26 protein-coding genes are annotated in these 26362 nt (G+C 51.7%); 16 read left to right on the plus strand and 10 right to left on the minus strand.

Annotated elements, in window-relative coordinates; translation table 11 throughout:
- Window positions 1–5: 5 nt before the first annotated feature.
- The 6 genes from AB1L42_RS04945 to AB1L42_RS04970 all read right to left on the minus strand — a co-directional run bounded on the left by AB1L42_RS04945 (window position 6) and on the right by AB1L42_RS04970 (window position 7718).
- Window positions 6–1391, minus strand: a complete 1386-nt coding sequence (locus AB1L42_RS04945; RefSeq protein ID WP_367051960.1) for a twin-arginine translocation signal domain-containing protein — start codon at window positions 1389–1391, stop codon at window positions 6–8.
- A 138-nt stretch (window positions 1392–1529) separates the two neighbouring features.
- On the minus strand, window positions 1530–1868 hold the full coding sequence (locus tag AB1L42_RS04950; RefSeq protein ID WP_367051961.1) for a tRNA-binding protein: 339 nt from the start codon (window positions 1866–1868) through the stop codon (window positions 1530–1532).
- A gap of 41 nt (window positions 1869–1909) precedes the next feature.
- Window positions 1910–3517, minus strand: coding sequence for a PPC domain-containing protein (locus AB1L42_RS04955; RefSeq protein WP_367051965.1), 1608 nt, complete (start codon window positions 3515–3517; stop codon window positions 1910–1912).
- Entirely contained in the window at window positions 3514–4860 is a 1347-nt protein-coding gene (locus AB1L42_RS04960) for a DUF1501 domain-containing protein (protein WP_367051969.1), read from the minus strand. Before AB1L42_RS04960 ends, AB1L42_RS04955 begins: the two co-directional genes overlap by 4 nt.
- Before the next feature lie 154 nt (window positions 4861–5014).
- The gene (locus tag AB1L42_RS04965) at window positions 5015–7219 is read right to left on the minus strand and encodes a DUF1549 and DUF1553 domain-containing protein (RefSeq protein WP_367051977.1); all 2205 of its coding nucleotides are present in this window, start codon (window positions 7217–7219) and stop codon (window positions 5015–5017) included.
- Window positions 7220–7553: 334 nt separating this feature from the next.
- A complete protein-coding gene (locus AB1L42_RS04970; protein WP_367051995.1) occupies window positions 7554–7718 on the minus strand; it encodes a DUF1328 domain-containing protein in 165 nt (54 codons plus the stop codon).
- Window positions 7719–8245: 527 nt separating this feature from the next.
- Between AB1L42_RS04970 and AB1L42_RS04975 the strand changes: the two genes are divergently transcribed.
- Together AB1L42_RS04975 and AB1L42_RS04980 are read left to right on the plus strand one after the other, a co-directional pair.
- Window positions 8246–9703, plus strand: coding sequence for a sigma-54 dependent transcriptional regulator (locus tag AB1L42_RS04975; protein WP_367051999.1), 1458 nt, complete (start codon window positions 8246–8248; stop codon window positions 9701–9703).
- Window positions 9704–9941: 238 nt separating this feature from the next.
- Window positions 9942–13982, plus strand: a complete 4041-nt coding sequence (locus tag AB1L42_RS04980; RefSeq protein WP_367052003.1) for a PAS domain S-box protein — start codon at window positions 9942–9944, stop codon at window positions 13980–13982.
- 118 nt (window positions 13983–14100) lie between these two features.
- On the opposite strand, the gene AB1L42_RS04985 is transcribed toward AB1L42_RS04980, so the two are convergent.
- The gene (locus tag AB1L42_RS04985; RefSeq protein ID WP_367052007.1) at window positions 14101–14580 is read right to left on the minus strand and encodes a hypothetical protein; all 480 of its coding nucleotides are present in this window, start codon (window positions 14578–14580) and stop codon (window positions 14101–14103) included.
- A 292-nt stretch (window positions 14581–14872) separates the two neighbouring features.
- Complete coding sequence (locus tag AB1L42_RS04990) at window positions 14873–14998, minus strand: hypothetical protein (protein WP_367052009.1); 126 nt, start codon at window positions 14996–14998, stop codon at window positions 14873–14875.
- Between the two features lie 119 nt (window positions 14999–15117).
- On the opposite strand from AB1L42_RS04990, the gene AB1L42_RS04995 reads away from it, so the two are divergent.
- Together AB1L42_RS04995 and AB1L42_RS05000 are read left to right on the plus strand one after the other, a co-directional pair.
- Window positions 15118–15342: a hypothetical protein gene (locus tag AB1L42_RS04995; protein ID WP_367052011.1), complete on the plus strand. Its 225-nt coding sequence runs from the start codon at window positions 15118–15120 to the stop codon at window positions 15340–15342.
- 50 nt (window positions 15343–15392) lie between these two features.
- The gene (locus AB1L42_RS05000; RefSeq protein WP_367052013.1) at window positions 15393–15584 is read left to right on the plus strand and encodes a YqaE/Pmp3 family membrane protein; all 192 of its coding nucleotides are present in this window, start codon (window positions 15393–15395) and stop codon (window positions 15582–15584) included.
- 290 nt (window positions 15585–15874) lie between these two features.
- Here AB1L42_RS05000 and AB1L42_RS05005 read toward each other — a convergent pair whose 3' ends face one another.
- Entirely contained in the window at window positions 15875–16486 is a 612-nt protein-coding gene (locus tag AB1L42_RS05005) for an exopolysaccharide biosynthesis protein (RefSeq protein WP_367052015.1), read from the minus strand.
- A 401-nt stretch (window positions 16487–16887) separates the two neighbouring features.
- Between AB1L42_RS05005 and AB1L42_RS05010 the strand changes: the two genes are divergently transcribed.
- Window positions 16888–17052, plus strand: coding sequence for a DUF1328 family protein (locus tag AB1L42_RS05010; RefSeq protein ID WP_367052017.1), 165 nt, complete (start codon window positions 16888–16890; stop codon window positions 17050–17052).
- Window positions 17053–17223: 171 nt separating this feature from the next.
- The gene (locus AB1L42_RS05015) at window positions 17224–17883 is read left to right on the plus strand and encodes a PH domain-containing protein (protein WP_367052019.1); all 660 of its coding nucleotides are present in this window, start codon (window positions 17224–17226) and stop codon (window positions 17881–17883) included.
- A 596-nt stretch (window positions 17884–18479) separates the two neighbouring features.
- Here the strand turns inward: AB1L42_RS05015 and AB1L42_RS05020 are convergent.
- Window positions 18480–18692 (minus strand): YtxH domain-containing protein, encoded by a 213-nt coding sequence (locus AB1L42_RS05020; protein ID WP_367052021.1) that lies wholly within the window; start codon window positions 18690–18692, stop codon window positions 18480–18482.
- Between the two features lie 337 nt (window positions 18693–19029).
- Here AB1L42_RS05020 and AB1L42_RS05025 point away from each other — a divergent pair, with 337 nt between their 5' ends.
- From AB1L42_RS05025 to AB1L42_RS05070, 10 genes are all read left to right on the plus strand, one after another.
- Complete coding sequence (locus AB1L42_RS05025) at window positions 19030–19815, plus strand: PRC-barrel domain-containing protein (protein WP_367052023.1); 786 nt, start codon at window positions 19030–19032, stop codon at window positions 19813–19815.
- Window positions 19816–20032: 217 nt separating this feature from the next.
- On the plus strand, window positions 20033–20503 hold the full coding sequence (locus AB1L42_RS05030) for a PA2169 family four-helix-bundle protein (protein ID WP_367052025.1): 471 nt from the start codon (window positions 20033–20035) through the stop codon (window positions 20501–20503).
- A gap of 291 nt (window positions 20504–20794) precedes the next feature.
- Window positions 20795–22045, plus strand: coding sequence for an RNA polymerase sigma factor (locus AB1L42_RS05035; RefSeq protein WP_367052027.1), 1251 nt, complete (start codon window positions 20795–20797; stop codon window positions 22043–22045).
- Between the two features lie 289 nt (window positions 22046–22334).
- Window positions 22335–22730: a YciI family protein gene (locus AB1L42_RS05040; protein WP_367052029.1), complete on the plus strand. Its 396-nt coding sequence runs from the start codon at window positions 22335–22337 to the stop codon at window positions 22728–22730.
- A 69-nt stretch (window positions 22731–22799) separates the two neighbouring features.
- Window positions 22800–23300, plus strand: a complete 501-nt coding sequence (locus tag AB1L42_RS05045; protein ID WP_367052031.1) for a DinB family protein — start codon at window positions 22800–22802, stop codon at window positions 23298–23300.
- Window positions 23301–23352: 52 nt separating this feature from the next.
- Window positions 23353–23778, plus strand: coding sequence for a VOC family protein (locus AB1L42_RS05050; RefSeq protein ID WP_367052033.1), 426 nt, complete (start codon window positions 23353–23355; stop codon window positions 23776–23778).
- A 153-nt stretch (window positions 23779–23931) separates the two neighbouring features.
- Entirely contained in the window at window positions 23932–24288 is a 357-nt protein-coding gene (locus AB1L42_RS05055) for a YciI family protein (protein WP_367052035.1), read from the plus strand.
- 134 nt (window positions 24289–24422) lie between these two features.
- Complete coding sequence (locus AB1L42_RS05060) at window positions 24423–24896, plus strand: VOC family protein (RefSeq protein ID WP_367052037.1); 474 nt, start codon at window positions 24423–24425, stop codon at window positions 24894–24896.
- Window positions 24897–24984: 88 nt separating this feature from the next.
- Window positions 24985–25413 (plus strand): YciI family protein, encoded by a 429-nt coding sequence (locus tag AB1L42_RS05065; protein ID WP_367052039.1) that lies wholly within the window; start codon window positions 24985–24987, stop codon window positions 25411–25413.
- A gap of 96 nt (window positions 25414–25509) precedes the next feature.
- On the plus strand, window positions 25510–26070 hold the full coding sequence (locus AB1L42_RS05070; protein WP_367052041.1) for a DUF1579 domain-containing protein: 561 nt from the start codon (window positions 25510–25512) through the stop codon (window positions 26068–26070).
- The last annotated feature ends 292 nt before the right edge of the window (window positions 26071–26362 follow it).

Consider the following 26362-nt stretch of genomic DNA (forward strand, 5'->3'; position numbering starts at 1 on the left):
CGTGCTCAGCCGTCGATTTTCAATTGCGACTTCCCTTTCGGAAGAGCAAAACAGACGGTTGTTTCGTTGTCCTGATGATGCCAGGTCCCGGGAGTTAACTCCGATCGATTTTTCACCTCAGTCAGTGCTCGTCGATCTTGTTTGTGAATCAGTTGAGGCGGTTGGCTGTGTGAGGCAGTTGTTCGCAAGGTGAAATCAGGGCAAGCGAACGGCGCATTGAGATGAATGGCTGAGTCCGTGACTTGTACGGTCGTCAGTTCTTTCGCAGCCCAGTAGCGTGCAATCTCACTGAGTTTCATCCAGTGAGTCCGATCACCGTATTTGCTGTTGAGTGAGAGAACGTTTCGCTGAAATCCCTGGAATCCGATTTTGCTTCCATTGCAGTACATGCCGGGCCAATGGCAAAGCATGAACGCGGGTTGGCCTTTCTCAATGAGTTCGACCATGCGACCAGACGATGCATCTTCGGTGGCATATCGATCCGGTTCGGGAGTGACATCTCCTTCCCAGCTTCCGTACCAGTCTCCGGTTCCCGCGGGGATGTTCACCGTCAGATTGACTTGAGACGTTCCCAACCCGGAAACGTTTTCGACGATGGGCTCTGTGCTTTCGTCACCTGTGATGACATATTTGAAGTAGTGCGGGATCTCAACATTGTAAACGTCTCTGACTGCTTCCTGGGCTGCGAGTGAGAGCTCTGATTTGACGAGATTTCCAAACCCGCCCGGTGTCGTGACTCCCTCGCAGGGGAGGTCGCAGTTCTTGATGATTTGCAGTGCATAAGCCAAATACGCGGCCAGCTCGTCAACGCTTTTCTTCTCGCGGGGATATGAGTTCTCCATCGTTGCTGGACTGATTTCGTCGAAGGGTCGTCCCGTCTTGAGATCGATCACTCGAGTGTGCGTGATCATTTCGGGATGGATGTCCCAGTTGGGAACCATAAGATCTCGGACGAGTTTCAAGCTGGCGAGCAAGTCTTTGCGCGACCACCCGGGAAGTTCACGATCCAGCCATCCGACGCAAGAGGGGTAGGGGACGATGCTGTATTTGCCTTTGACTCCATTCTCAGCACACCATTCGCCGAACTCTCTGACGAAGCTGTCCGGAATCTCGCGAGGAAAAGTCCACCAGGGCTTTTGATACACCGGGCGATCGGGGTAACAGCTTTGGAACTGCGGGATACAGAAGTGTCCCATGTTCACGAGACAGGTGGAGTCGTCGATGATGAACGTGAGGGGAACGCGGTCTCTTGGATACAGAACAGTCACTGCTGGGTCTTGTTCCGGACGATCCCCGATCGGAGTTTGAGCGAAGAGATTCAGATCGAGCATTCCCCCGAGTGCCACTCCCGCTCCGGCTCTCAGAAAGTTTCTTCTGCTAATTCCGATCATTGATTCCCCTTCCGAGAACAGTTCACGCTTGCCGAGAACAGAAGTGAAATGCTCTTGCTTGACTGCTTGCTCGCATGAATGAGTCGCGGATGATTGTAAGTTTTTGACGATCGAAACCGAACCGAACGAGCATCGCGGTCAGGCGAGTTTCGATCCGAGCGGGACATCCTGATCCGGGACGGCCAACACGACTTGTCCATCCTCGCGGACGAACCCAGTGACTAAGCACTCTGAGCGGACGGGACCGATTTGTTTGGGAGGGAAGTTGGTGACGCCGATGACGAGGCGTCCGTGCAGCTCTTCCTTCGTGTAGAGCCCCGTGATTTGCGCGCTCGACTTCTTGATTCCGATCTCTTCCCCGAAGTCGACTTCGAGGCGGTAGGCAGGCTTGCGGGCTTCGGGAAAGTCATGGACAGCGACGATCTTGCCAACTCGTAATTCCACGCGTTCGAAGTCCGACCATTCAATGAAACTCATTCAGCAACTCCCGAGATAGATTGAGGTATCAGCGGGCGAGTTTATCGAATTGTCAACCAGAGGTGTTGAGACTGAAACCCCCCCTTGCCGATCGATGTCTTCGCGGAGTGTACGATCCCAGATTCAGATGTGCAGATGATCTGAATCGGTCCACTCCAGCTATTGAGATCGGCAGGTTTTTTGATGCGAATTGTAATGGACTTCGCTGGCTCTTTTTTGTCGTCGGTCTCGTCGGGTGCTTCTTGAACGGGATGAACTTCTGAAGGGAGTCCCTCAATAGAGACTTGAATCGACTCCGCGAACTTTTCTTCGCGTCCGATTTCGACAGCGATCGTGAGTTCCTCTTCGTCGGTCAGGACATAGTGTTCGGATGCGACAGTCGCTGCGAAATCGGGGATCTTGTTTTCTGCGGAGAGGACGTAGAAGTAGCGGTCTCCTCCGGCGACGTATCGGTCAGAGATGGAGAGCTTGTACTCCCCGGGTTGGAAGTCGAACGTCGTGTCGACATCGAGCTCTTCTCGTGACTGGTCATCACTTTCGTGAACAACTTTTCCATCGCTGGAAACGATAGTGAGAATCGGATCGAGGGGAGAATGCAATTCGCGGGCACGCACGCGGATTGCTACTTTTCGTTTCTCATCGAAGCTGAGGGTATAGGAGTCTGTTTCCTCCGGGCTGTCGAGAACTCCGGCGACATGAAACGGGATTCCAAGCTCTGCTTCGCTGACTGATCGCTCGGAGAGGCTCTGACCGGAAACGTTCTGGAGCTCGATTGAGTTCGTCAGTCCTTCGAAAATCGTAGTGCTGTCTTCTTGAGATGGATTGACCGTGATGAGGCGAAGATCTTGGTTGAGGTTCCATCCGAACAACTTGACTGGAGTGACTTCGTCTGTTGAGATTGTCATCGGCAGACAGTAGTCCACATACGGTTCGGTGGTGAGTGTCAGTCGATACAGATAATCCGTGCCCCCAGCGAAGCGGATGGAGCTGTTCGGTTCGGCTGGGAATGCAAACGTTCGGACAAAGTATTGTCCGGGTTTCGTGACTGGGAACGCAATGAGCGGATCGAATCCCTGATCGTCATCGTTTTGGGCGACGATGGTTCCCTTCGCATCCAGAAGCTGAAGAATGCCATCCATCGGTGAACCGAGAGCACTGTTGGCTTGCATCGAAGCGACGAAGGTGCATCCGGACGGAAGGTTGACTGAGTAAGTATCAACGTCGCCGGACTTCTCGAGAATGCCGTTCACGAGAACAGAATTGGATTCAATGACCTGTGCATCGGAAATGGAGTTGTTCGGTTCCTGTTCGGCGAGTTCCGCGATCGTCCCGACGAAGAACGGCATCAGTTCTGTCGCACCGGATGAGTTGTAAAAACGAATCCAGTGCAATCCAGGCGTTGTATTTTCACGGCAGATGAGCTGTGCGGTTTCGTTCTTCTCGTCGAATGACCACTCAAAGCCATTTGATTCGGACCAGACCTGCAGCGGGTCTGATCCCGGTTTGCCAACGATCTGAATGCTGGCTTCTGTTCCGCACTGAATTCCGGAGGGAATCAGGCGATCAATTTTCGGTGGTTCATCGGCAGCGATGTTTCGAACGGCGAGAAGATTGAGGATGAGTGCGAAGGTCAGTCCACGTGAGGTCATGCAATCAGTTCCGAGATCGGAGTGGGGTCACTGACGAGGTGAGTCGGTCGGCCCTGCGGCGTGTACAACATTTCGTCCGGATCAATGCCGAGTTTCGTGTAAATCGTCGACACGAAATTCTCGGGTGAGAGGACACGATCAACTGCGGAAAAGCCTTTGCGATCGGTTGCTCCGATGACCGCTCCTCCCGGAGTTCCCCCTCCAGCCATAAGGACTGACATGGCATTCGCCCAGTGATCACGACCGGGAGTAGTCTGTCCGGAAAGAGTGGAGATCTTCGGTGTTCGACCAAACTCGCCGAGAGCGACAACAAGAGTTGAGTCGAGAAGTCCGCGTTCTTTCAGGTCTTGAATGAGCGTTGCCACGCTATTATCCCATTTCGGGAGCCGCGTGCGTAAAGCATCGAAAATGTTGCTGTGGTGGTCCCAGCCTCCGTCGTAAATTGTGATGAAGGGAACACCAGCTTCGACGAGTCGACGTGCGAGGAGACATCTTTGCCCGAAGCTGTCACGTCCATAACGGTCGCGTGTTTCTGAGTCTTCACGTTCGATATCAAATGCCCGTTGTGCATCGGGTGATGTCACAAGATCGAATCCCTGACGATAGTATTCGTCAAAAGCAGCGACAGGATCTCCGGAGGCCTCATTATTGAGACGCAGCATTTGATCAATTTTCGAGCGGAGATCAGAGCGACCCTGGAATCGTTCCTCTGCGAGTGATTTTGGAATTGCGACGTCGCGAACGCGAAAGTTGTCTCGGTTTGGGTCGTCAGCGACAACGAACGGAGCGAAGCGGGCTCCCAGAAAATTCGGTCCGCCGGATCGGGACATCCTCGGCATACTGAAGTAGGCAGGCAGTCCGTTATCTTTCCCGAGTTTCTTGGCAACGACCGAGCCCATGCTGGGATGGAAACTGACATAGGCTCCGCATCCGACCGGAATTCGTGGCGGCGCACCGGTCATCATGTAATGGTTGCCCGCTCCGTGGTTTCCCTGATCATGACGAATGGAGCGAATCATGGCGTAGTCGCCGAGTGTCGCGGCTAGCTGCGTCATGTGCTCGGAGAATACCGTTCCGGGAACGGCCGTCTTGGTGTGAGTGAATTCGCCGCGATACTCCGCTGGTGCGGTCGGTTTGGGGTCGAACGTTTCGAAATGCGTCGGACCTCCGTCCATCCAAATCAGGATACAACGGTCCGCCTGCGGACGCGGGGCGGTCGATGATTCAGATGCTTTTGCTCGACGTCGAAGGCCATCGACGAGTCCTGTTCCGAGCATGCCGCCCAGACCGAATTTGAGGCAGTCGCGCCGGGTGGTTCCCTCACAGTTGCGTTTTGTGCTCATTAGTTCATGTCCAATTTGCTGGTCAATCACCCAGGTGAATTCGTACTGGTGGGATCTTCATTCTTCGATATCGTCTCGTAAGTGATCTTGAAACTTATGAGTTCAGCAGTCTCATCAGATCACTCATCATTTCTAAAACGTTCAAGATGCCGTATTAATTTTGAATGACAAATTCCGGGGTGTTCAACATGGTCCACATGATGTCTTCGATGACTGTTCGGCGTTCTTCAGGTGCTTGATTAATGAGTTCGACGACGAGTTGTGATTCGGCCTCGGTTGGTTCTCTGCTATAGATCGTTTGATAAATCGAGTTGCAGATTTCCTGCGGTGAAGCTTCTGATTCCGCAAGTTGAGCGGCTGTCCCATGCTTGTGGACCAGTCGTGTATGCAGCTGTTCGGAGTTCATCAAATGCAGTGCCTGGACCACTGTAGAGTCCGTCGTACGTTCGCAGGGTGGATCCTGGTTGGGATCCGGACGACCAAACGTATCGAGAAAGAGGGAGTCAATCCGATGTGTCCAGAGCTGCTTGGCCGATGAGTCGGGCGGCATGCACTCAAAGTCTGACGGAATTCCTGTGATTGTTGTGTAGGCGTCGTGCAGGACTTCGGCTCTTAAGCGGTGACGGTAGTGCCTTGAATAGTTTCGAGTATCCTCAACGTTCTGTTCATTCGGGATCGAGCTGAGTTGGTACGCGGCTGACGAAGTGATGGCCCGGACGAGCTCTGCCAGTGAGTAATCGTTGTCGCGAAAGTGTTCTCCCAATGCGGTCAGCAAAGCTTGGTTTGAAGCTGGGTTCGTGGCTCGAAAATCATCGACCGGTTCGACGAGACCGCGGCCCATGAGGTCTGCCCAGACTCGATTGGCGAAGACTTGAGCGAAGAGTTCGTTTTCAGGCGAAGTGATCCAATCAGCCAGAATTTCTCTGGGGTCGTTGCAGTCTTCGGGAACCGTGACGTTGTCCCAAAGCGATCGTGGTGGAAGAACTTCCCCGGAGATCGGGTGCCTGACGGAACCGGATTTGTCTGCGAAAATGAACTCTTCACTTCCCGAAATGGGAGGTGAGACTCCGCGCCCTTTTCTTCCAACTTTGGCGAAGAAAGCTGCGAAGCTGTAGAAGTCATCCTGTCCCCACTTTTCGAAGGGGTGATGATGACATTTCGCACATTCGAGTCGCACTCCAAGGAAGAGTTGGCTCACAAGTGTCGCGACTTCATCGGGACTTCTTCGATCTCGATAGAGAGTGACTGCCCCATTTCGGAACGTGCTTCCCCGGGCTGCGATCAACTCGCGAGTAAGCTGATCCCAAGGCATGCGCTCGTGAAATCGTTCGCGAATCCAGCGGTCGTAGTTGAAGACTGCTTTGATCCCAACGCGATAGGGATTGGGACGCAGAAGGTCCATCCATTTGTTCGCCCAGTGATCCGCGAATTCAGGTTCCTGCAGCAACCGATCGACGACAGCTTGTCGTTTGTCGGGCGATGAATCGTTGAGAAACTCCTGAACTTCTTCCGGCGTTGGAATACGGCCACAAAGATCAGTTGTGACTCGTCTCAGGTAGACGTGATCGGAACAGAGATCGGATGGAGTGACGTTCAGCTTTTGCAACTTGTTCCAGATGTGGTCATCGATGAAGTTAAATCGGGGAAGGGCGTCGAAGACTTCGCTGGCGACGGGGTCTGGACGAGGGATCGTGATTTCGCAAACGGCGATCTGTCCCTGATAACGTGCCATGATTGTGGCACCGCCGGTGATTGAACCAGCTTCGATGAGACCTTCCTCATCAACCGATGCAATCGGAGCTTCGTTCGACTGAAACGCTGAGAGTCGAGTGACATCGCGGGTGGACCCGTCATCGAAGTGGGCTGTCACGGTCAACGAATGAGTCTCTTCATTGGCCATCACCAACGCGTTCGGTGTCGTCGTGATGTTCGTCAGCGAGGGAGCTTCAGGAACACTGCGCGGCATTCCTTGTTGAATCCAGGTTTTAAGAGTGACGTACTCAGGTTGATCGACTGCGAGTCGCTTGCCTCCTCCGTGCGGAACCTGACCTGTCGGCTTCAGGAGAAGAAGGCTTTCGTCGGGAGCAGCTGGGAAAACTCTTCGACCTCGACCATCTTTGGTGATGGCGTCGTAGTCAAAATTGGAATCGAATCCGAGCAGAGAAAGTTGAAACCCTCCCTGACCGCGGGCCTTCCCGTGGCAGGGACCGGATGTGCAGCCGAACCGCGTCAGAATCGGTTGAATATCATTCTGGAAATCAACAGAGGCTGTTTGAGCACTGCAGAGCTGCTCAGAGAACAGCAACAGGCAGCAGGCTACGAAAACCATTTTCAATGGATGGCGTGTGTAGGTGGGCATTGAAGCTGAGGAGTTCAGTGGGGAGGATGCAGGGCGGGAAGCTTCTATCCAAGTTTACCAATTTGTTTCAGCCAATGCACGTAAAAGCTTATTGAGCGAGTGAGAACGTCGACGTCTTGGACCAGTTGAAACGGTCGCGTCAGTCAAAATTCGATCGGCTAAACGAAACAAGGACCGCTCGGCATTCACCGGGCGGTCCTGTTCGCGTGGAAGCTGATCCAGTCTGGACAGATCCCACTTCTTGCATTTCTCACTGCACCGTCATCGGGCGGGAGTTCCCAATCTCGGCATCAACGAGATGGGAACACCGATCACAGTGGAATCGTTCGTCGCTTTATACGGTCGTGCGGCGACCACTCACCAATGCGACAACGAACAGAATGAGGAATACGAAGAAGCAGATCTTCGCAGCGGTGTAGGCGACTCCACCGACTACTCCAAATCCAAGCAAACCAGCGACCAATGCGATAATCAGAAATGTAATTGCCCAGCTCAACATCGGTGTCCCTTTCAACTGAAGTGGTGACGGGGGCGATTAAGTCGTTCGCTCGGGAATCAAAGGTGAGCGGAACGAATTCGAGTCCCTGTTTTCGGACTCAAGGTCGCATCCCCAGAGTTTATTTCGAATACGCTTGATAGAGGCTTATTGCATTCGGTGTGCCATTCAAGCACTCCGATTCTCAAAAGTACCTCTTGAATGATGTGGCTCCCTTGCGAAAACTGTTACTCTTTCAACAGTTAGGTGGAAGCGCAAGAAGGCGGGATACGGCCGCGATATTTTGTGTTGTCCGAAAGATGCTTGCGTGAATGGGGGCGAATGGCGGACAGTCCGCCGCGATGAGCGATTCGCGATCATCAAAAAAGAGGCTTGCAAGGCGATCAATACAAATTTGTTGAAGTTGATCCCTCAGCGAAATCTATGAGACGTGCAAAACATCGCGAGGATTTCAGTCGTATGGACTGTGTCCTGAGAACTGTCTTGGTAAGATCATCTCGGAAAATTTTACGTACTGAAGGCTGAGTTAAATGGCCCGGATTGCTGCGATTGACGACGACCGATCGGTTTTGATTCTGATTCAACGCGGATTGGAAAAAGCTGGTCACAGTCTGATTTTTGCCAATACAGGTGAGGAAGGAATCTCTCTTGTCAAAGAGTATGAACCGGATGTCGTACTTCTCGACCTGGTTCTGCGGGAAGGATCAGGTCTCAACGTCTTCCGTGATCTACAGGGAGTCGACCCCCATGTTCCGGTCATCTTTATGACCGGCGAGGCTGACAGCGAGACAGCCATCGAAGCGATGCAGATGGGGGCTTACGATTACATTGCCAAACCTCTGAATCTTCCAGAACTTGAGGAGCTTGTTGATCAGGCATCCCGCACTCGGCAGTTGATGAGTGTTCCCGTCGCTTTGGGAGTTGCAGAAGAGACTTCTCAAAGCCGCGATCTCATGGTCGGCCGCAGCCCTCAAATGCTGGACGTATTCAAAGCAATCGGGCGCGTTTCTAGCCAGAATGTTCCGATTCTGGTGACAGGCGAAAGCGGAACCGGCAAAGAACTGGTCGCACGCGCCATCTTTCAGCACAGCGACCGATCGAACCGTCCGTTCGTCGAGGTCAACTGTGCTGCTCTTCCGGATGCACTTCTGGAAAGCGAACTCTTCGGCCACGAAAAGGGAGCCTTCACCGGTGCGGACAAACGGCGAATCGGAAAGTTCGAACAGTGTGACGGCGGGACGATTTTTCTCGATGAAATTGGCGACATGGCGCCCGTCGTTCAAGCCAAGGTTTTGAGACTGTTGCAGGAACAGCGATTCGAGCGTGTCGGAGGAAATGAGATTCTCCAAACCAACGTCAGGATCGTCGCTGCGACGAATCGTGATCTGGAAAAAATGGTCGAGGAAGGGGAATTTCGATCCGATCTGCTCTATCGACTAAACGGAGTCACGATTCACCTCCCGCCTCTGCGAGATCGCGGAGATGACGTCAAACTGCTGTTGAGGCATTTTCTGACAGAAGCGATCCAGGAACTCGGTTTCTCAACAATCGAGGGAATTTCTGCGGACGCCTTGCAACATCTGCTCGATTACTCCTGGCCCGGGAACATCCGGGAATTGCGTTCGGTGATCCGTCAGGCAGTTCTGAATTCAACCGGCACCGTGATTGCACCGGCGTTTCTTCCTTCGTTCGTTCGCGGGGGTGAACCCGTGGCGAAGACCAACGAGAAGGGAGATCCAGGCGTCGATCTGGAAGGGTTCGTCAGTCGACGGCTCAAAGGTGATTCGACGAATCTCTATGCTGAGTCGCTGGAGATGATGGAACGATATCTCATGACTCGCGTGTTACAAGAAACCGGAGGAAATCAGTCCCGCGCTGCCGAAATTCTGGGAATCACACGCGGAAAGATTCGAGATCGAATTGCCAACTTCGGAATCAATGTCTCAAAAAATGTCACCATGGAAACAGATGAAGAGAGTCAGTCGTAACCTCTTCCGCGTTCGATGGTTGACTTCATTCGGAAACATTATTCTCTGATTGAGCGCGTTGAGAGTCCAATCGCTTCGCAGGTCTTGCAATCATTCTGCGAGTGTTGTTTCGCCGAGTTTTTGCAGTCACTCACAAGGATTCATCAAAACGCGTCGCCCGTAGCTGAATGAGCGTGTTTGGAGATCGACCACATGTTCAAGCCTTATCGTTGATGAACGCATCAGTTGGAAATGAGTAATGCGGCAGGATTGGCTCCAGCCATTTTTAGAGCAAACTCTTGATGCCATTATCGTGGTGGACCGCAACGGATCCGTTCTGGAATGGTCCGGACAAGCCAAAGCAATGTTTGGCTGGAGCAGCGAGGAAGCCGTCGGCCGCAAGATGGCTGAGTTGATTATCCCCAAGGCGGATCGCCAGGCTCATTGGGTGGGGCTCAAGACCTACAATGAATCGGGTTTCGGTCCGGTCATCAATCGACGTACTCATCTGAAAGCGCTCACGAAGGATCAACGGATCATCGAGGTCGAGTTGACCGTGGTTCCTGTTCGAGTCGGGGACAAGGAACTCTTCATCGGCACGGTGCGCGATCGGACTCATTCACCTGACGGATCGAGTAGCGAACCGGCTGGTGAGCCGAAGAAGGCTGCCGATTTGATGTCTTCCGGCGATGTGATCTTTACAGCGAAATCCGAAGAAGACTCGCGGGCCATCGAGGGAGTCTTTCAAGATTGTTTGAAGTCGATCCTCGACTCGATTAACTGGCCAGTCGCAGTTGGTTTGACTCTCGATACCCTCGGCCGACTGCTTCCAGAGTCGTCTGTCTGGTACAGCCCGCAATCCGATCTCCAGACTCAATTCGATTCAAACGGAATCGATTCTGCGGAACGAGTTCCGTCAGAGAATCCTAACGGTCGAAAGCCTGTCTGGAGCAATCAGGAAGCTGCCAGCAAGCAATTTCCGTTCTCCAAAGTCCATTGCCCTCCGATGCAGACAGTGCTGACTTTGCCTGTCATCGCAGATGGTCACCTGGCTGCCTACGTTCAGTGTTATCACTGGGACGAAATTCCCGAAGATGCTCGTCTGATTTCGAACGTCCGGAACGAGCTGAAACCGCTTCAGGAACTCTTGGAGCGAAGGCGCTGGCAGGAATTGAAGTCCTACCTCGCTGCGATTGTGGAATCGTCGAACGATGCCATTATCGGAAAGGATCGCTTCGGGACGATCGTCAGTTGGAATCAAGGTGCGGAGCGGGTTTACGGATATACAGAGCGAGAAGCGATCGGAAAAACGGTTCAGCTCATCTTGCCTGAAGGAACACTTGAGGAAGAAGAGGAAATTCAAGATGTCGTTCAGTCTGGGCGAAGACTGGCATCTTTTGAGACGGTTCGAAAACATAAGAACGGAAGTCTGCTCGACATCTCTCTTTCGATTTCTCCCGTCCGTGATTCGCACGGTCGATTGATTGGGTCAGCCACGATCGAGCGCGATATCACACCACTCAAGCGCACGATTCGGGAACTCTACGATCGCGAAGAGAAGCTGCGCCTGCTCATGGAAGCTTCCGGCGAGGCAATCTATGGGATCGATCCAGACGGCCGATGTACGTTTGCGAATCGAGCCTGCGCGCGTGTCTTTGGATTCGAATCCGCGGAAGAGTTGCTGGGAGAAAAAGTACATCAACTGGTCCATCACTCCTACGACGATGGGCGCCACTATCCGCAGGAACTCTGCCCTATCAATCAAACGTTGATGTACGGCAAGAGTGTTCACGTCAGCAACGAAGTCTTCTGGCGGAAAGACAAAACATCTTTCCCCGTTGAGTATTGGGCTTCTCCGGTGCGGCGCGGGACAAACGTCGTGGGGGCGGTCGTGGTGTTTGAAGACGCCACCGATCGTATTCAGGCAGAGCGAACGCGTGCTGAACTGGCTGCCATTGTCGAATCATCGGCTGATGCGATTATCGGCAAAGCTCTCGACGGGACGATCAAGAGTTGGAATCAGGGAGCGTCTCAGCTTTACGGCTATGAAGCCGATGAAGTGATCGGGCAAAACTATACTGCTCTGCTCTGTGCGGAAGACGAGCAGATGCCGAAACCAGTCGACGTGAGCGAGCGGGATTGGAATGTCAGCACTTTCGAAGTGACCCGCATTGATCGCGATGGAAATCAAATCGAAGTCGGGATTACAGAATCGGGAATTCTGAGTTCGGAAGGTCGACTCATTGGAACAGCTTCGATCGAGCGAGACATCTCTTCTCGAAAGCGACGAGAAACGGAACTGGAAGAAGCGCGCCACGCTGCTGAGGTCGCCAATAAAACTAAGTCGGAGTTCGTGGCCAACATCAGTCATGAACTGCGAACTCCCATGAATGCCGTGCTGGGAATGCTGCGCATTGTTCTCGAAGAACCGTTGCCGCAGGCGCTGCGTGACTATCTCGGGACAGCTAAAGATTCTGCGGAAACATTGCTTTTGATTCTCGATGACTTGCTCGACTTCTCCCGCATGGAAGCGGGGAGATTCGAACTCGATCCAGAGCCGTTTCGCCTTCGAGAGACCGTTGAAAATACCGTCAAGACATTGGCCAACCGGGCACATCAGAAAGGCCTGGAGCTGACATTTGATGTCGAGGGCTCTGTCCCGGACCGCCTCGAAGGAGACGGCTTCCGCTTGCGACAAGTTCTCGTCAACCTGACCGGAAACGCGATCAAATTCACAGACCACGGGGAAGTCGTTGTCACGGTCTCATCCAATATGATCGACGACGAAACCGTTCAGATTGAATTCACGGTCGCTGACACTGGAGTCGGAATTCCAGAAGAAGACCTCGAGCGAATTTTCGAGCCGTTCACACAGGTCGATTCTTCGATCACGCGCAGCCGCACGGGGTCGGGACTCGGACTCTCAATCTGCCGGGAACTGATTCAAAAAATGGGCGGCGAGATTGGTGTGACCAGCGAGGTGGGCAAAGGAACTTTGTTCCGCTTCACGTCACAATTCCGAGTGATCTCAGTCGTCGAAGAGTCATTCGACACGACCCATCTGAGCGGACACCGAGCGATTGTCATCGACGACAATCAAACAAATCTCCGAGTCGTTTCAAAACGTCTGTCCGACTGGGGAATGGAAGTCAGCGCGACGGGAAGTCAGGAAGAAGCGGAGGACATCTGGAAATCGATTTCGGAGTCAACGACTCCCTCGGTCGCCATTGTCGACTCAGCAGATAACGGGACTTCCAGCCTGGATTTGATCACTCAAGCCCGAGACTACGGCGTAACCTGCCCGTTCATTCTGATGGTCTCACCGAGGAATCGCCTCTTTCTCGAGCGGTTGACGAGACGATTCGACATTTGCAGCCTCATTGAAAAACCGGTGACGGGATCAGACCTGTTCGATGCCATCATGGGAGTTCTGAACGGCGAAAGCGTCGAAAGAAAAGTTGCTGATCCAAAGGCACCTCTCAAAGCAGCCCGGTCGCTCAACCTGCTCGTGGCTGAAGACACGCCGGCGAACCAGAAAGTTGTCCGAGCAATTTTTGAACGTCGCGGCCACAAGATTTCGGTCGTCGAAAATGGGCGAGAAGCCCTTGAGGCCGTCAAACAGGAAAAGTTCGACGCTGTTCTGATGGATGTACAGATGCCAGAGATGGACGGTCTTCAAGCAACTGGACTGATCCGCGAGCTGGATGCCCCACTCGGGAAGATTCCCATCATTGCAATGACAGCACATGCGCGGCGGGAAGATCGCCGAAGATGTCTCGCAGCTGGGATGTCAGGATATGTTTCAAAGCCAATTCAAGCGTTTAAGCTCATTCGACTCGTTGAACGACTGGTCAATGACCAGGAAAGGTCATACCCGGGTTCTACTTCTGCTACGGCCTCATCGCCAGCGGAGAAGTCGGATGAGGAGTCAACTGAAAGTAGCAAGATGAATGATGTTCCGATGTTCAACCTGTCGATCGCTTTGGAACGCATGGGGGGAGATCGCGAAATCCTGGATGAGATGATCAAAGCCTTCCTTGAAGATGCTCCAATCCTTCTAGAAGAGGTCTATGCTGCCCACTCAGAAGAAAACTGGACCAACCTGCGACGGGGAGCCCACAGCCTGAAAGGACTAGCTGCCAACTTTGAGGCACTCCCAGTCGTGGAGTCTGCACAAGTCGTTGAACAATCAGCGAAAGACAATGACAGCTCAAACCTTGATCAGCAGATTCGAGCACTCACTCGAGATCTCGAAGAACTGATCGCTGCTCTGAAAGAAGAGCAAGCAAAAGACGCGTGATTTTGGGAGAACATCATCCGCGTCTGAGAAGCTTCATCCAGTCAGCTTCGCAATCTAAGCTGTTTTTGGCCAACTCATGATTAGCCACGTAAACGCGGGCTTCCAGAGAAGCCGTCACCTATTCTGACTCGACTCTTTCGGAAGTCTCGTTCAGGATTTCCTCAATCAGTTGAGTCCGTCGCCTGGCGAACTTCTGATGAGTCGTCAAGAACGACTGAAATCTTCCGCCGATCGAAACGGAGGCTTTTCGCACAGCTGCTTCGAGCTCGGCCTCGATAGCGTTCCAATCCGCGAGACTCTGCTGCAGACGAGTCTGCTCGGGGATGTGTCGTCGATTTCTTCGCCGAAGCTGCGACACTCTTTGAAGAGCGCTCAGCGCAGCTGTCTCCAAGTCTTGGAACAAAACGTACTTTGACAGAAACCGACAGTGCTGTTCGTGTGTGTCTGCGATCTCTTCAAGATTTGTTCTCAGCTCGGCGCGAAGTTCCATCGATGTCAATTCTCGGAGGATGAGAGCAGCTTGAGCGTTGAGGATCATGAGATCCCGCAGCCTGTCAATCTGCTCCCGATTGAAGTCGATCTGTGAATCTTGAATCATTGGTCTGCCATCTTCAGTGAAGTGCGTCCTTTACAGATGAAATAAGCGTAAAAATACAGGGGATTTGCATTTCCTGACGGTCATCAACTGACCACTTAGAACTGAAAGCAAGCCCTATGCCAAACTACGAAGATCGCTTAGATCACGGTCTCTGGGCGCTTGCTGCACCAATTTCTCTGCAAAATCCTCACATCACACATTCCCGAAGTCGCCATGCTGGCGTGTTACCAACCAGTGTGATCTTTGATCCCCCACAAATCGGTGGAACTGTCCATGAAATCTCAGGTTCCGATCACGGAATCTCGAAAAACTCACCACTTGCCAGCCAACTGATTGTGATTCGGCACGCGGAGTGCATGTTAGCGATGGCACCCATCACATCTGACGTCAGACATTGACGGAAGAATGGTGATTTCATAGCGGACTCCTCCTAAATCAGAATTCCGAGGGTGAGCAGACAGCTTTTCCAAGCTGTCCATAGCGTTCGCCTTCACGGAGGAATCGGGAGTCCGTCACCGTCATCGGAGCCCAAGAGCAATGTTAAAGCAACAAGAAATTCCAACCATCAGTCAAGCAGAAGTCGCCCGTCGCTGGCCCGATTTCACTCCACTGGAACTCGAGCAAGTCTGCGAAAGCATTGTCCAGCTCCGAGGCGGCCTTCAAGAGAAATACGGTCTGTCTGCTGATGAAGCAGCCCGACAAGTACAACAGGCTTATCCTCAGATCGCGACTGTTTCAGAACAGACTGACGAAACCGCCTAGAAGCCGGATCGTCGAATCTGAGAGTAGTCAAGGACAAGGAGATATCTGACATGACAGTTTCAACATCACCCACACTGACCCCTTTTGATCTCGTGAGGCTGTTCTTTTCACTCTTGCTGCCTCCAGTCGGAGTGTTTCTGCAAGTCGGAATTGGACTTCAGTTCTGGCTGAACATCCTGCTCACGATCCTCGGATACTTTCCAGGCGTCTTGCACGCTGCCTGGGTGATCGCCACACGCTAAGCGATGTTCGAGGAGATTCGTTCTCGTCGTTGATCGTCGAGAACAAAAGAAGCTGACAATCGCCCGACGTCGCGCTCGCGGAATCCATTCGATTCTGTGGGCGCGACGTTTTTTCGTTGATAGTTTCTTTCTTGTTGCTGGTCTTTTACTCAGCGGCTCTCAATTCCCGAATCACTCAGATTCATCACAGAGAGGATGTGTAATAGCTTCCGATCTTTTCTCACAAGCAAACAGGGCAGAACGCCGGTGGTAGAGGTAGAAAGGTCGATCGTCAGCAAACTGCGAGTCAACTAAGCTGTCCAGATTAACACCGTAAAGCTGGCGATTGAGACAGACATGCCAGCGATGATCAAAGCCCCATCTCTAGCTGTGATTCCCAACGAAAGAAGAGTGTTCGCGAGCGCTGGCAGAAAAACTCCGAAGGGGACGAGAGCAAGCGGAAAGTAGGAGAGTCCCAGGAGAATCATTAGCGTTGCGAGCACATAATGCATCGCTCCCACCGACAGAATCTTCAGGCGTTGATGCACCCAGCGGTTACCCCAGGTCAGCCAGGGGCGGTATTTCTCAATCGACTTCTTGACTCGATCCGTGGGGATTGAGAACTCTTCCAACCGTTTCGGAATCCATGGATGGTCGGAGCGGAACAGCATTTGGACCGCAATCAGCACGATCAGCGATCCAGTCACGATCGAAACTCCGGGGATTCCGCCCAGCGGAGAAATCGAAATGAGTGAAGGAGCGAGAAGCAACGGACCAAATCCGCGGCTGCTAATCGCATCCATCAGATCGCCCACCTTCGTCGTGTCTCCCTCGACATTCTCGTAAGCATCGTCCACCACGTCGATCAATGCGTCCGACTTTTTCGTATCTGACTCTTTTGACTTTTCGGCAGAGGTGGTCATTGAATGGTCCGTGTGAGGAATAGCGAGGTCGTTGCTCTAGGTTTGTAGGAGTCAATCAAACGGGTTCCAGTGACCATATGATGCGAAATTTGGGCCACCTGAGATCGTACCTGCAAAAACATCGTTGAATCAGCTGGACGATTCACGATGCCGTACCGGGACTCGAGAGAAAGAAATGTGTGGCTGCGGTGTGAATGCTCAGCTATCGAACTGATCGCTTCGAATCCAGATCACAGACTCAAAGATCGCATTTCTCGCTCGAAATGCACGGTTTTTCCTCAGAAATCGCCGTTCAGCAATTTTTTGCGAGTTGGCACGAACGCTGCTTTCCATCTCGATCAGAACGTCACTCACTGTCGAGCGGACGTTCTTTATCACTAAGAAAACTGAGGAGAAGACACATGTTATCTTGGGCAATTTCCTTTCTGATTCTCGCGTTGATTGCAGGTCTACTTGGCTTTACATCAGTCGCTGGTTTCTCGATCTCAGCTGCGAAAATTCTGTTCTTCGTCTTTCTCATTCTGCTCGTCGTGAGCCTCGTTCTTGGCCGTCGTCCAGTTGCCTGATGGAACGCATAAGAGACTGACCGGAGATTACACCTGAAAAAATTGAAAAACGAAACAAGAAAGAGTTGATCGACACCTATTGAGCAGACTCGGCGAAACTCGGATCAAAAGTTATTTCCGAATGGCCGCCTCGCATGTCGAATCACTCGAGAAAATTGAGGAGAGCCATCGATGCCTGTGCCAACTGAAGAAGTGACTGAAGTTTCCTATCGCTGTCCGAACTGCGAAGCGCTGATCAATGTCGCAGATGAATTCGTTGGTCAGACCGTCGATTGTCCTCGATGCTCCGTTCCATTTGAAGCTAAAGCTCCGGTCGCTCAACCAATTTTGAAGACGGACATCACGAATTCCGAAGCCGACTACACCATCGAAACTCCGACGGATGATGAGACGGTTCTCGAGACAGCCCATCCCGCGTTGTTCCGTAAGCATCCTCTGCAGTTGCTCACGATGATTGCCGTTGGAGGAGCTGCGCTGGTCGCCATTGTGACCAGCATCGCCGACGGAAGCTGGAGTTTTGCGATGGGTGCGGGAGTCGTCCTGTTACTCATTGCAGGTTACGCCGGATACATGTGGGTCCAGATTCTCGCAACAAGTTTAACAGTTACGAACAAACGGACCCGACTGCGACACGGCATTATCGCGAAGAAGACTTCTGAGGTGCAACATGATGATGTGCGAAACCTCCAGGTTGATCAAAACATCCTTGAACGGTTCCTTGGTATTGGCGATTTGGCGATTTCAAGTTCCGGTCAGGACGATTTAGAGATCATCGCCGTCGCGATCCCTCAGCCGAATTCCATGGCCGAGTTGATTCGCCGGATGCAGTAAACGGGTTCGCTTAGCCGACCCATCCCAGAGCTATCAGAAGCCCCAACATCTCATTGATGAACGAGGCATGCTGTTTATATAGAGAAATGCTCGCTGGTTTCGACCAGTGAGCATTTTTTTTGTTTCCCCACCAACTTGTTGCCAAGTTCATGACACTCTTCCGGCAGTCAGCGAGACAGAACAAAGATGAGCCCAACCGACAAGTAGATGTTCACATTTGGCGGCCTCATTCTGTCAGTCCAAGAAACCGATTCAAAAATCGCAGTCGGCTCGATTCAGCTACTTCAATATTTCTAGCGATCTCCAGTCAACGTCACCTGACCAACTGAGAACTCTGCCTCAACGTCGTGAAACACCGCGAATGTCTTTCCGCAAACGGCTCGAGACTAATTTGAGAACTCAAAGCCCGCGTCCCAAGCTCCGGTCGATTGCCGACTTTGATTCACGCTAAGCTGGAATTAAATAGTCGGACATCTTCTTGATAAAATCGGCCTATGCGGAGACGGACAAGCAACCCAGGTAGTCAACAAAAAAGCCCAGCTGCTCGGGCAGCTGGGCTTGTGGAAGTCAGTTTCGCGAGAAACTGTTTTTGAGTTTTAGTCGACGGCGTCTTCTGCTTTATCAGCAACATCTTCTGCGCTGTCCTGAACATCTTCTCCGAGATCCTCGGCAGCATCTTTGATGTCGTCCGCGGTTTCTTCTGCAGAATCCTGAATGGCGTCGCTGTGACTTTCAACATCACTTGTTTCGCATCCTGCCAGCATCAATCCGGTGCAAACGATCGTCAGTAGTGTCATCAGGCTTTTCATCTTGCTTCCCTTTCGATTTGAGTCAGAGGCTTCAATCGCCTCGTTATGAATTCCCTTAGGGTAATGCAATCGAAATGCCAAACAAGTTCTCGCGGGTGGTTTCCCGTCGATCTGTGCATTAGTGACTGATGTTCGTCCAGTTTGGTCGAGAAGATGACAGCTCGCTGACGACTTAGACCCTCCAGTTTTCAGTTGAAGCGTGATTTCCTTAAGAGAACGAGCTGATCTTTAATGAAATGTGTTTCGGCACGGGCTTTGCCACTAAGTTTTTCCGACCCAGCAGACTGGACTTAACGGAAGTCCAAGGGTGAAGAGAAATTCAACCAAGGAGTTTAAGATGAAGACTCACTTAATGGCGACAGCAGTTGCTCTGTGCGGAATGGTTTCGTTTGCGGGCGCTGAAGACAGCCAGAATCTGCTCGTCACATCAAACAAAATTGTCGGAGCCAGCATTTACAACGCCAACGATGAGGCGGTTGCCAGCATCGATACAGTTGTTCTGAACAAAAAGGGTGAACCACAGTTCGTGGTCGCTGACGTCGGCGGTGTCGCAGGCATCGGCGGTACTCACGCTGCCATCCCTTGGAAAGCACTTAATTGTGAGTGCACCATGGAAGACGGCGAACGGCAATGTCGTGCTACGATCTCGATGACTCAAGAGCGACTGGCGAAAGCCCCTCAGTTGAAAACTGAAAAGTACACTGAGTTGAGCGACCAGGAATGGTTGAAGACCAACGCCGAGTTTTACTCGACTGAAGCTCCTCAGGCAGTTTCGAAGCCACAAGATCTCATCTGTGTTGCGACAGTCACAGACGCTGACATCCAGGGGTCAACTCAGGAATCCGTTGGTCATCTTGATGCGATCATCTTCGATATGAAATCAGGGAAAGCTGCATACGGAGTGATTGGTGACGGTGGAACAGTTGGACTGAATGAGAAGTACACTGCAGTTCCATTCAAAGCGTTGAACTTCCATCAGAAGAATGAAGAAACTCACGTTTCGATCAACGCGACTCCACAGGAAATCGAAGAAGCTCCAGTTGTGACTCCTTCGAACTATCCAGAACTCGAATTGGCTTCAGTTCGCGATCGTCTGAACGAATCTTTCAATTCAGCGAAATAACTTCTGATTCGACTCGAATGATCTAGCATCATGAAATTGGCCATCGTCTCAAAGACGGTGGCCTTTTTTTTGTGTCGCCTGCAAATCGCTCTGGTGATTCGAGAGGAAATTTCAAGTCGTAGGGTGATCGCTGTTTGGCATTTGATTTGCGGAACTAATTCTTCGGTTGCGTTAGACCGGAACCAGATTTCTAACTTTTTAAGAAGGAGATTTAATCATGGCTGTTGAAACTAAATGGGATCTCAACGACAAGACTGTCGAAAAACTACAGACCCTGATCCGATACAATCTGGACTCTTACGATGGATTCCGAGAATGCGCGGAAGAGGTCAACGATCGTCGCCTGGCGCAGCTGTTTCGTGAGCTGGCAGAAGAACGCATGCAGAATGCAGAGGTGCTGCAGACCCATGTGGAATGGAATGGCGAAGACGCTCGTGAAGAAGGTGGAATGGCTGCTGCGGTTCACCGGGCCTGGATCAACATCCGCTCGAATGTGAACAGCGACAACGCCTACGCAGTCCTCGCTGAAGCTGAACGCGGCGAAGACTACATCAAGGACGCCTATGAAGACGTTCTAAAAGAAACCTCCGGAAGCGCAATGAGTGATGTGCTACATCAGCAGTATCGCGGAGTCAAAGCAGGCCACGATCGAATTCGTGACCTCCGGGATTCCTGTAAAGAAGAGTAAGAGCTCTAGCAATGGATTGAGCATGGAATGCACAGGTTGACGGATTTGAAACCAGAAAGACGGATGAGATCAACTCTCATCCGTCTTTTTTTTGTGAGGCAATCCGCCACGCTTCCTCGCTCAAGAAGGTTTGACGAGTTGCTCTCATCAGAAGATGATGCGACATTTAACGCTCCGTATCTCAATGCGATGAAACATTGAGACTTCGAGGGATTCTCTCATGTCGAGGAAGACTGAGTTTGCGCGTAGGAGTCTCCGCAAATCACAAGTCGACTTGCTTCAGGTGCTGCATTGCAATCGGATGAAGTCAAAAACCTGGTCGAGCAAATCTATCAGCGAGAGTCTCGCCGGGTTTTTGCGACGTTAATGCGAGTCGTCCGCGACTTTGACATCGCCGAAGAGGCCATGCACGAAGCTTTCGCAGCTGCCGTTGAGCAATGGGCGAATGAAGGAGTTCCGGAAAATCCACGAGCCTGGTTAGTGACAGTCGGACGATTTAAAGCTGTTGATCGAATCAGACGAGAATCCCGGCTACGTCAATCGAGTGACGTTCTCGTTGATCGGATGAATCGAATCGTCGGTGAAAACTCCGATCGAGAGAGTCACGAGATCGAAGACGATCGCCTTCGCCTGATTTTTACATGTTGTCACCCGGCGATTGATCCATTGATTCAAGTCCCTCTGACATTGCGAGAAGTCTGCGGACTCACAACCGAAGAAATCGCGGCGGCGTTCTTGATCTCTCCATCAACGATGGCGCAGCGTATCGTAAGAGGAAAAGCCAAAGTTCGGGACGCTGGAATCCCTTATGCCATCCCGTCGGTGGATGACCTGCCGGAGCGATTGGAAGCCGTCCAGTCTGTGATCTATCTCGTCTTCAATGAAGGATACTCAGCTTCTGCCGGCGATTCCGTTCTTCGTCCGGATCTTTCGAGTGAGGCCATTCGACTGGCGAGGCTCGTTCTGGAACTGTTGCCGGATCCTGAAGTCGAAGGGCTGTTGGCTCTCATGCTTTTGCACGAATCACGTCGGTCGACACGAGTCACTGAGGCTGGCGATATTGTTTTACTGGAAGACCAGGATCGAACTCAGTGGGATCGAGAGTTGATCGTCGAAGGGACGGAACGGGTCAGTCGCAGCTTGTCGTCTGGAAATTTCGGGATCTATACAATCCAAGCTGCAATTTCCGCTGTTCACGCGAATGCTGGGACGCCCGAAGAAACGGATTGGGCAGAGATCGTTGCCCTTTACGATTTGCTGACCCAAGCGACGTCATCGGCGATTGTGAAACTGAATCGAGCTGTCGCGATCTCGATGAGAGACGGCCCGGATGAAGGGTTACTCATCATAGACGATCTGCTTCGTCAAGGTTTGCTGCATGAGTACCATTTGATCCATGCTGCGAAAGGAGAATTTCTCCGGCGGAAAGGAGATCTCACAGCAGCACGAAGTTCTCTTGAGACTGCTCTGGCGATGGCGCGTCAGGAACCTGAGCGGCGTCTTCTAATGAAGAAATTGGAAGACCTCGCTGCAGAATATTAGTTCAACACACGGCTTTTTCTGGACTCGACCTAATCGAAGCAACAATTCGCTCGTGAATACTCTTCGGTTATAACTCTTGTTGCACGAGTGATTTACGCTCTGCGAATTCTTTCTTGGCTGACAGATTCTCGAAAAACTTCGACAGCTCTGTCGATTTGCGGCTGATTCAATCGACTGATTTTCCAGAAGCGAGCAGAACTCCGGTCTGAGCACTTTTCTGAGCCGGTTTGCTCGTCTGAAGTTTGTGAAGAACCATTGGAAAGAGAAGTCCCAACGCTGGAGGTGACCGATGAAATTTGTCTGTTTCGGGTGCATTGATGAATCGAAGCTCGAGGCATTTTCTGAGAGTGAAATGCAGAAGATGATCGACGACTGCGTTTCCTACGATGCGGAGCTGCGTCGCGGTGGTCATTACCTCGCAGGAGAAGCACTGAAGTCGCCGAAAGAAGCTGTGACTCTGCGACCGAAAAATGGAACGGTCGACGTAGTTGACGGACCGTTTGCTGAATCGAAAGAGATGATCGGGGGACTCCTGTTTCTCGAGGCGCGTGACTTGAACCATGCGATTGCTCTCATGTCGAAACATCCGGGTGTGAAGCATGGGCCCTTCGAAATTCGCCCAATCGATGAAGAGTTCAATGCGATCATTGAATCCAAAGTTCTAGCAATCACCGGTTCAGATTGAACTTCTTAAGCCGGCGGAACGCTAACTCGGCGATTGGAAAGACTCATCAGTAGAAGGAAACGTCACACGATGGATGGTTTGGAATCGTTAAGACTGTCATTGAACATGAGTTTCGAATGGATCATTCAACTCGCAGAAGATCTGGCAGATGCTCCGCTTGCCGTCCCGACCAGTCGAGGTGGGAATCACGCGCACTGGACGATGGGGCATCTTGTTTTCTCGCAAGCTGGTCTGACGTCAATGATCAGTGGGCGACCAAACACCTGGGAGACGTGGAAGAGTCTGTTTGCTGGTGGAACACGGCCTCATCCTGAGGGGGATGGATATCCCACATATACCGAAGTTCTGACGGCCTATCGAACAGTCCATGTTGAAACTCTTCAGCTGTTGGAAACGATCGGCGTTTCCGGGCTGGATGATGCTCCGAAAGCGGTTTGGGAATCGCTTCGCGATCAGCCGGACTTTCAGTCGAATGGTCGACTGTTTGTCTTTATCGCCATGCACGACATGGCTCATTTTGGTCAGTTGGCAGACGTTCGTCGTTCTTTAGGGCGAAAACCGTTTGCATGATCTAGCTATCTTGGTTTTACATTTAGTTAACTAATAACTAGTGAGATTGATTATGAAGACTGTAGACGTGCGTTCATATCTGTTCTTCGGCGGACGATGCGAAGAGGCTTTGAATTTCTATCAGGCTGCGATTGGGGCAAAGCCGGGTATGGTTCTCCGTTTCAGTGAGAGTCCAGATCCCGCTCCTGAAGGGATGATTCCTCCGGGGTTCGAAAACAAGATCATGCATGCAGAGATGCAGGTCGGTGACGTTTCAATCATGATGTCGGATGGATGCGACACGGCCGAGAAATTTCAAGGCTTCCGATTGACGTTGACCGTCCCGACTCAAGAAGAAGCCGAGAAACTCTATGCTGCACTGGCAGACGGAGGCGTTGAAGATATGCCGCTGACACCGACATTCTGGTCACCCTGCTATGGGCAAGTCACCGACAAATTCGGGTTGGGCTGGATGGTCATGGTTCCAGGCGAAGAGTAGATCGCAACAGGGAATGTGACTGGAAGATCGGCATTCGAAATCCGATCTCATCGAGCGAAAAAAATGTGTAGAAAACCGCATTCGGTGAGGGTTTTGATTGGCCAATCGAAGTGAGTGATTCAACAGCGCAGAACTTAACAGCGGAGATTCAACATGAAGTATATGTTGCTCATTTACGGTGACGAAGCATGCTGGACCGAAGACGAACGGACCGACTGCATGTTGAAGTCGATGGAGATCTGCGACGAATTGGCGGCGGAGGGGAAGTTGATTGACTCCTCTCCGTTGTATTCAGTCAAAGCAGCAACCAGTGTCCGGCTCCGAAGTGGCCAACGGCAAATTACTGATGGGCCATTTGCGGAGACTACGGAGCAATTGGGGGGATACTATCTCATCGATGTTGAGCATCTCGACGAAGCGATCGCGATCGCCAGTCGACTGCCACCTGCGGCGAAAGGAACGGTTGAGATTCGACCGCTGTTTCCTCTCCCGGAACGCACAGGTGTATAAACGAAATTGGAAAGAGTGGTACGGTGAAACATCGCTCTTTCAGCTCTGGAATCTGCTTCGTGAATGAAGAGTAGAACCAGAATTAGCAGCGAGTTGTGTTTTAAGTCATCTGTCATTCATAAGGATCGTTTACGATGCAGTTTGAACAAAAGATTACTCCATTTCTCTCCTTCGAAAGCGAAGCTGAAGAAGCAGCGAACTTCTACGTTTCGGTCTTTCCGGATTCGGAGATCCTCCGAGTGCTCAAGAATCCGATGAACGGTTCCGTAATGACGGTTGAGTTTCGATTGGCGGACCTCACTTTCGTTGCTTTGAATGTCGGGCAGAAGTGGGAGTACACGAATTCGATCTCATTGGCGATTCGCTGTGATTCGCAGGATGAGATTGATCACTACTGGGAAAAGTTCCTGGACGGTGGGAAAGAAATGGCTTGCGGGTGGCTCACGGATCGTTATGGCGTGGCCTGGCAAGTCGTCCCCGCTCCCATGGGTGAATACCTCGGAGATCCCGATACGGAGCGGGCCACACGAGTCATGAATGTAATGATGACAATGATTAAGTTGGACTTTGCGGCTTTGAAGAGTGCGTACGAAAGCGATGCTGAGTGACATAGCCAGTCGTGCTGTTGTCGTCGGTCCGGAGTGAGAATCGAAAATCGTCATTCTGTTTTTGGGAACGGATTAAGGAGTTTGTAGAATGAAAGTCATGGTGATCGTGAAAGCCACACAGAAGTCGGAAGCTGGCGTGATGCCGACTACGCAGGAACTCACGGAGATGGGACAATTCAATCAGGAACTGGTGGATGCCGGCGTGATGTTGGCCGGAGAAGGTTTACATCCAACGTCCAAGGGAGTTCGCATCTCATTCAATGGAGAGAACCGAGTGATCACCGATGGTCCTTTCGCTGAGACGAAAGAACTCATCGCGGGATTCTGGATGTGGGAAGTCGACTCCATGGAAGCAGCGATTGAGTGGGCGCGAAAGAGTCCGTTTCAAGAAGGGGAGTTGGAACTTCGACGCGTCTTTGAAGCTGATGACTTCGGCGAGGAATTCACACCTGAACTTCGTGAGCAAGAAGAGAAGTTGGTCGAAGAACTGGCCCGTCGGCAGGAGTCGTCTGAGTAGAATTGCGATCACATTTCAGAGATATTTCTAAAGCAAGTTTATGTACGCCCCTCTTCGTTGCCCCGAACAGCTTGATCCTCAATAGCGAGAGAACTCATGTTTACGAAATCGTTTTCCCTGATTTTTTCGATGCTGATGTGTGTCGTGGCTGTCGGGCAAGAGACTCCCGACTTTCCGACTCCTGGGCCGGAACACGAATGGCTCGAGAAGTTCGTAGGGAACTGGGCACTCACTTCGAAAGCCAAAATGGGGCCCGACCAACCCGATTTGGAGTGCAGCGGAAAAATGGAGTGTCAGATGCTCGGCGGATTCTGGCTCATCAACAAGATGAACAATGAAATGCTGGGTTCAACGATGAAAGGTGTTCAGACCATCGGATACGATCCGGCCAAGAAGAAATATGTCGGGACGTGGGTTGATTCGGTCACCAGCACTTTCTGGGTGTATGAAGGCACGGTCAATGAAGCTGGGAATAAGATCACTCTCGAAGCAGATGGCCCCAACATGATGATTCCCGGAGAGACTTCGACGTTTCGAGACTCCTATGAGTTTCTCTCTCCCGATCATGTTGTCGTCACTTCGTCCATGAAGGGGGACAACGGGGAATGGATTACGTTCATGAGTGGCGACGCAAAACGCATTGCCGACAAGGAATAAGCGATTTTTCACGGCTTGCTCTGTTTTTTTGCCGAGCGAAGTCACTTCGTCGACTGGGATATTCGCTGGTCTGAATTGGTTTCAAATGACGATGCAGTCGCTCACTGGGACGTGCCGGGCACCTTTCCGAACGCTCAGTGCTGGTAAGATCGACCGAAATCCGTGCGACACGAACCGTTGAGTTCGCGTCGCATTTTCTTCAAATGGGGCTGAGATTGCTGCTGATTGTTTGTGGCAGCTTCGCTAATTTACGGACCGACGCTGGTGTCGCGTGGCAATTCGACTACCGGGA

Source organism: Thalassoglobus sp. JC818, assembly GCF_040717535.1.
In the GTDB taxonomy this organism is placed as follows: domain Bacteria; phylum Planctomycetota; class Planctomycetia; order Planctomycetales; family Planctomycetaceae; genus Thalassoglobus.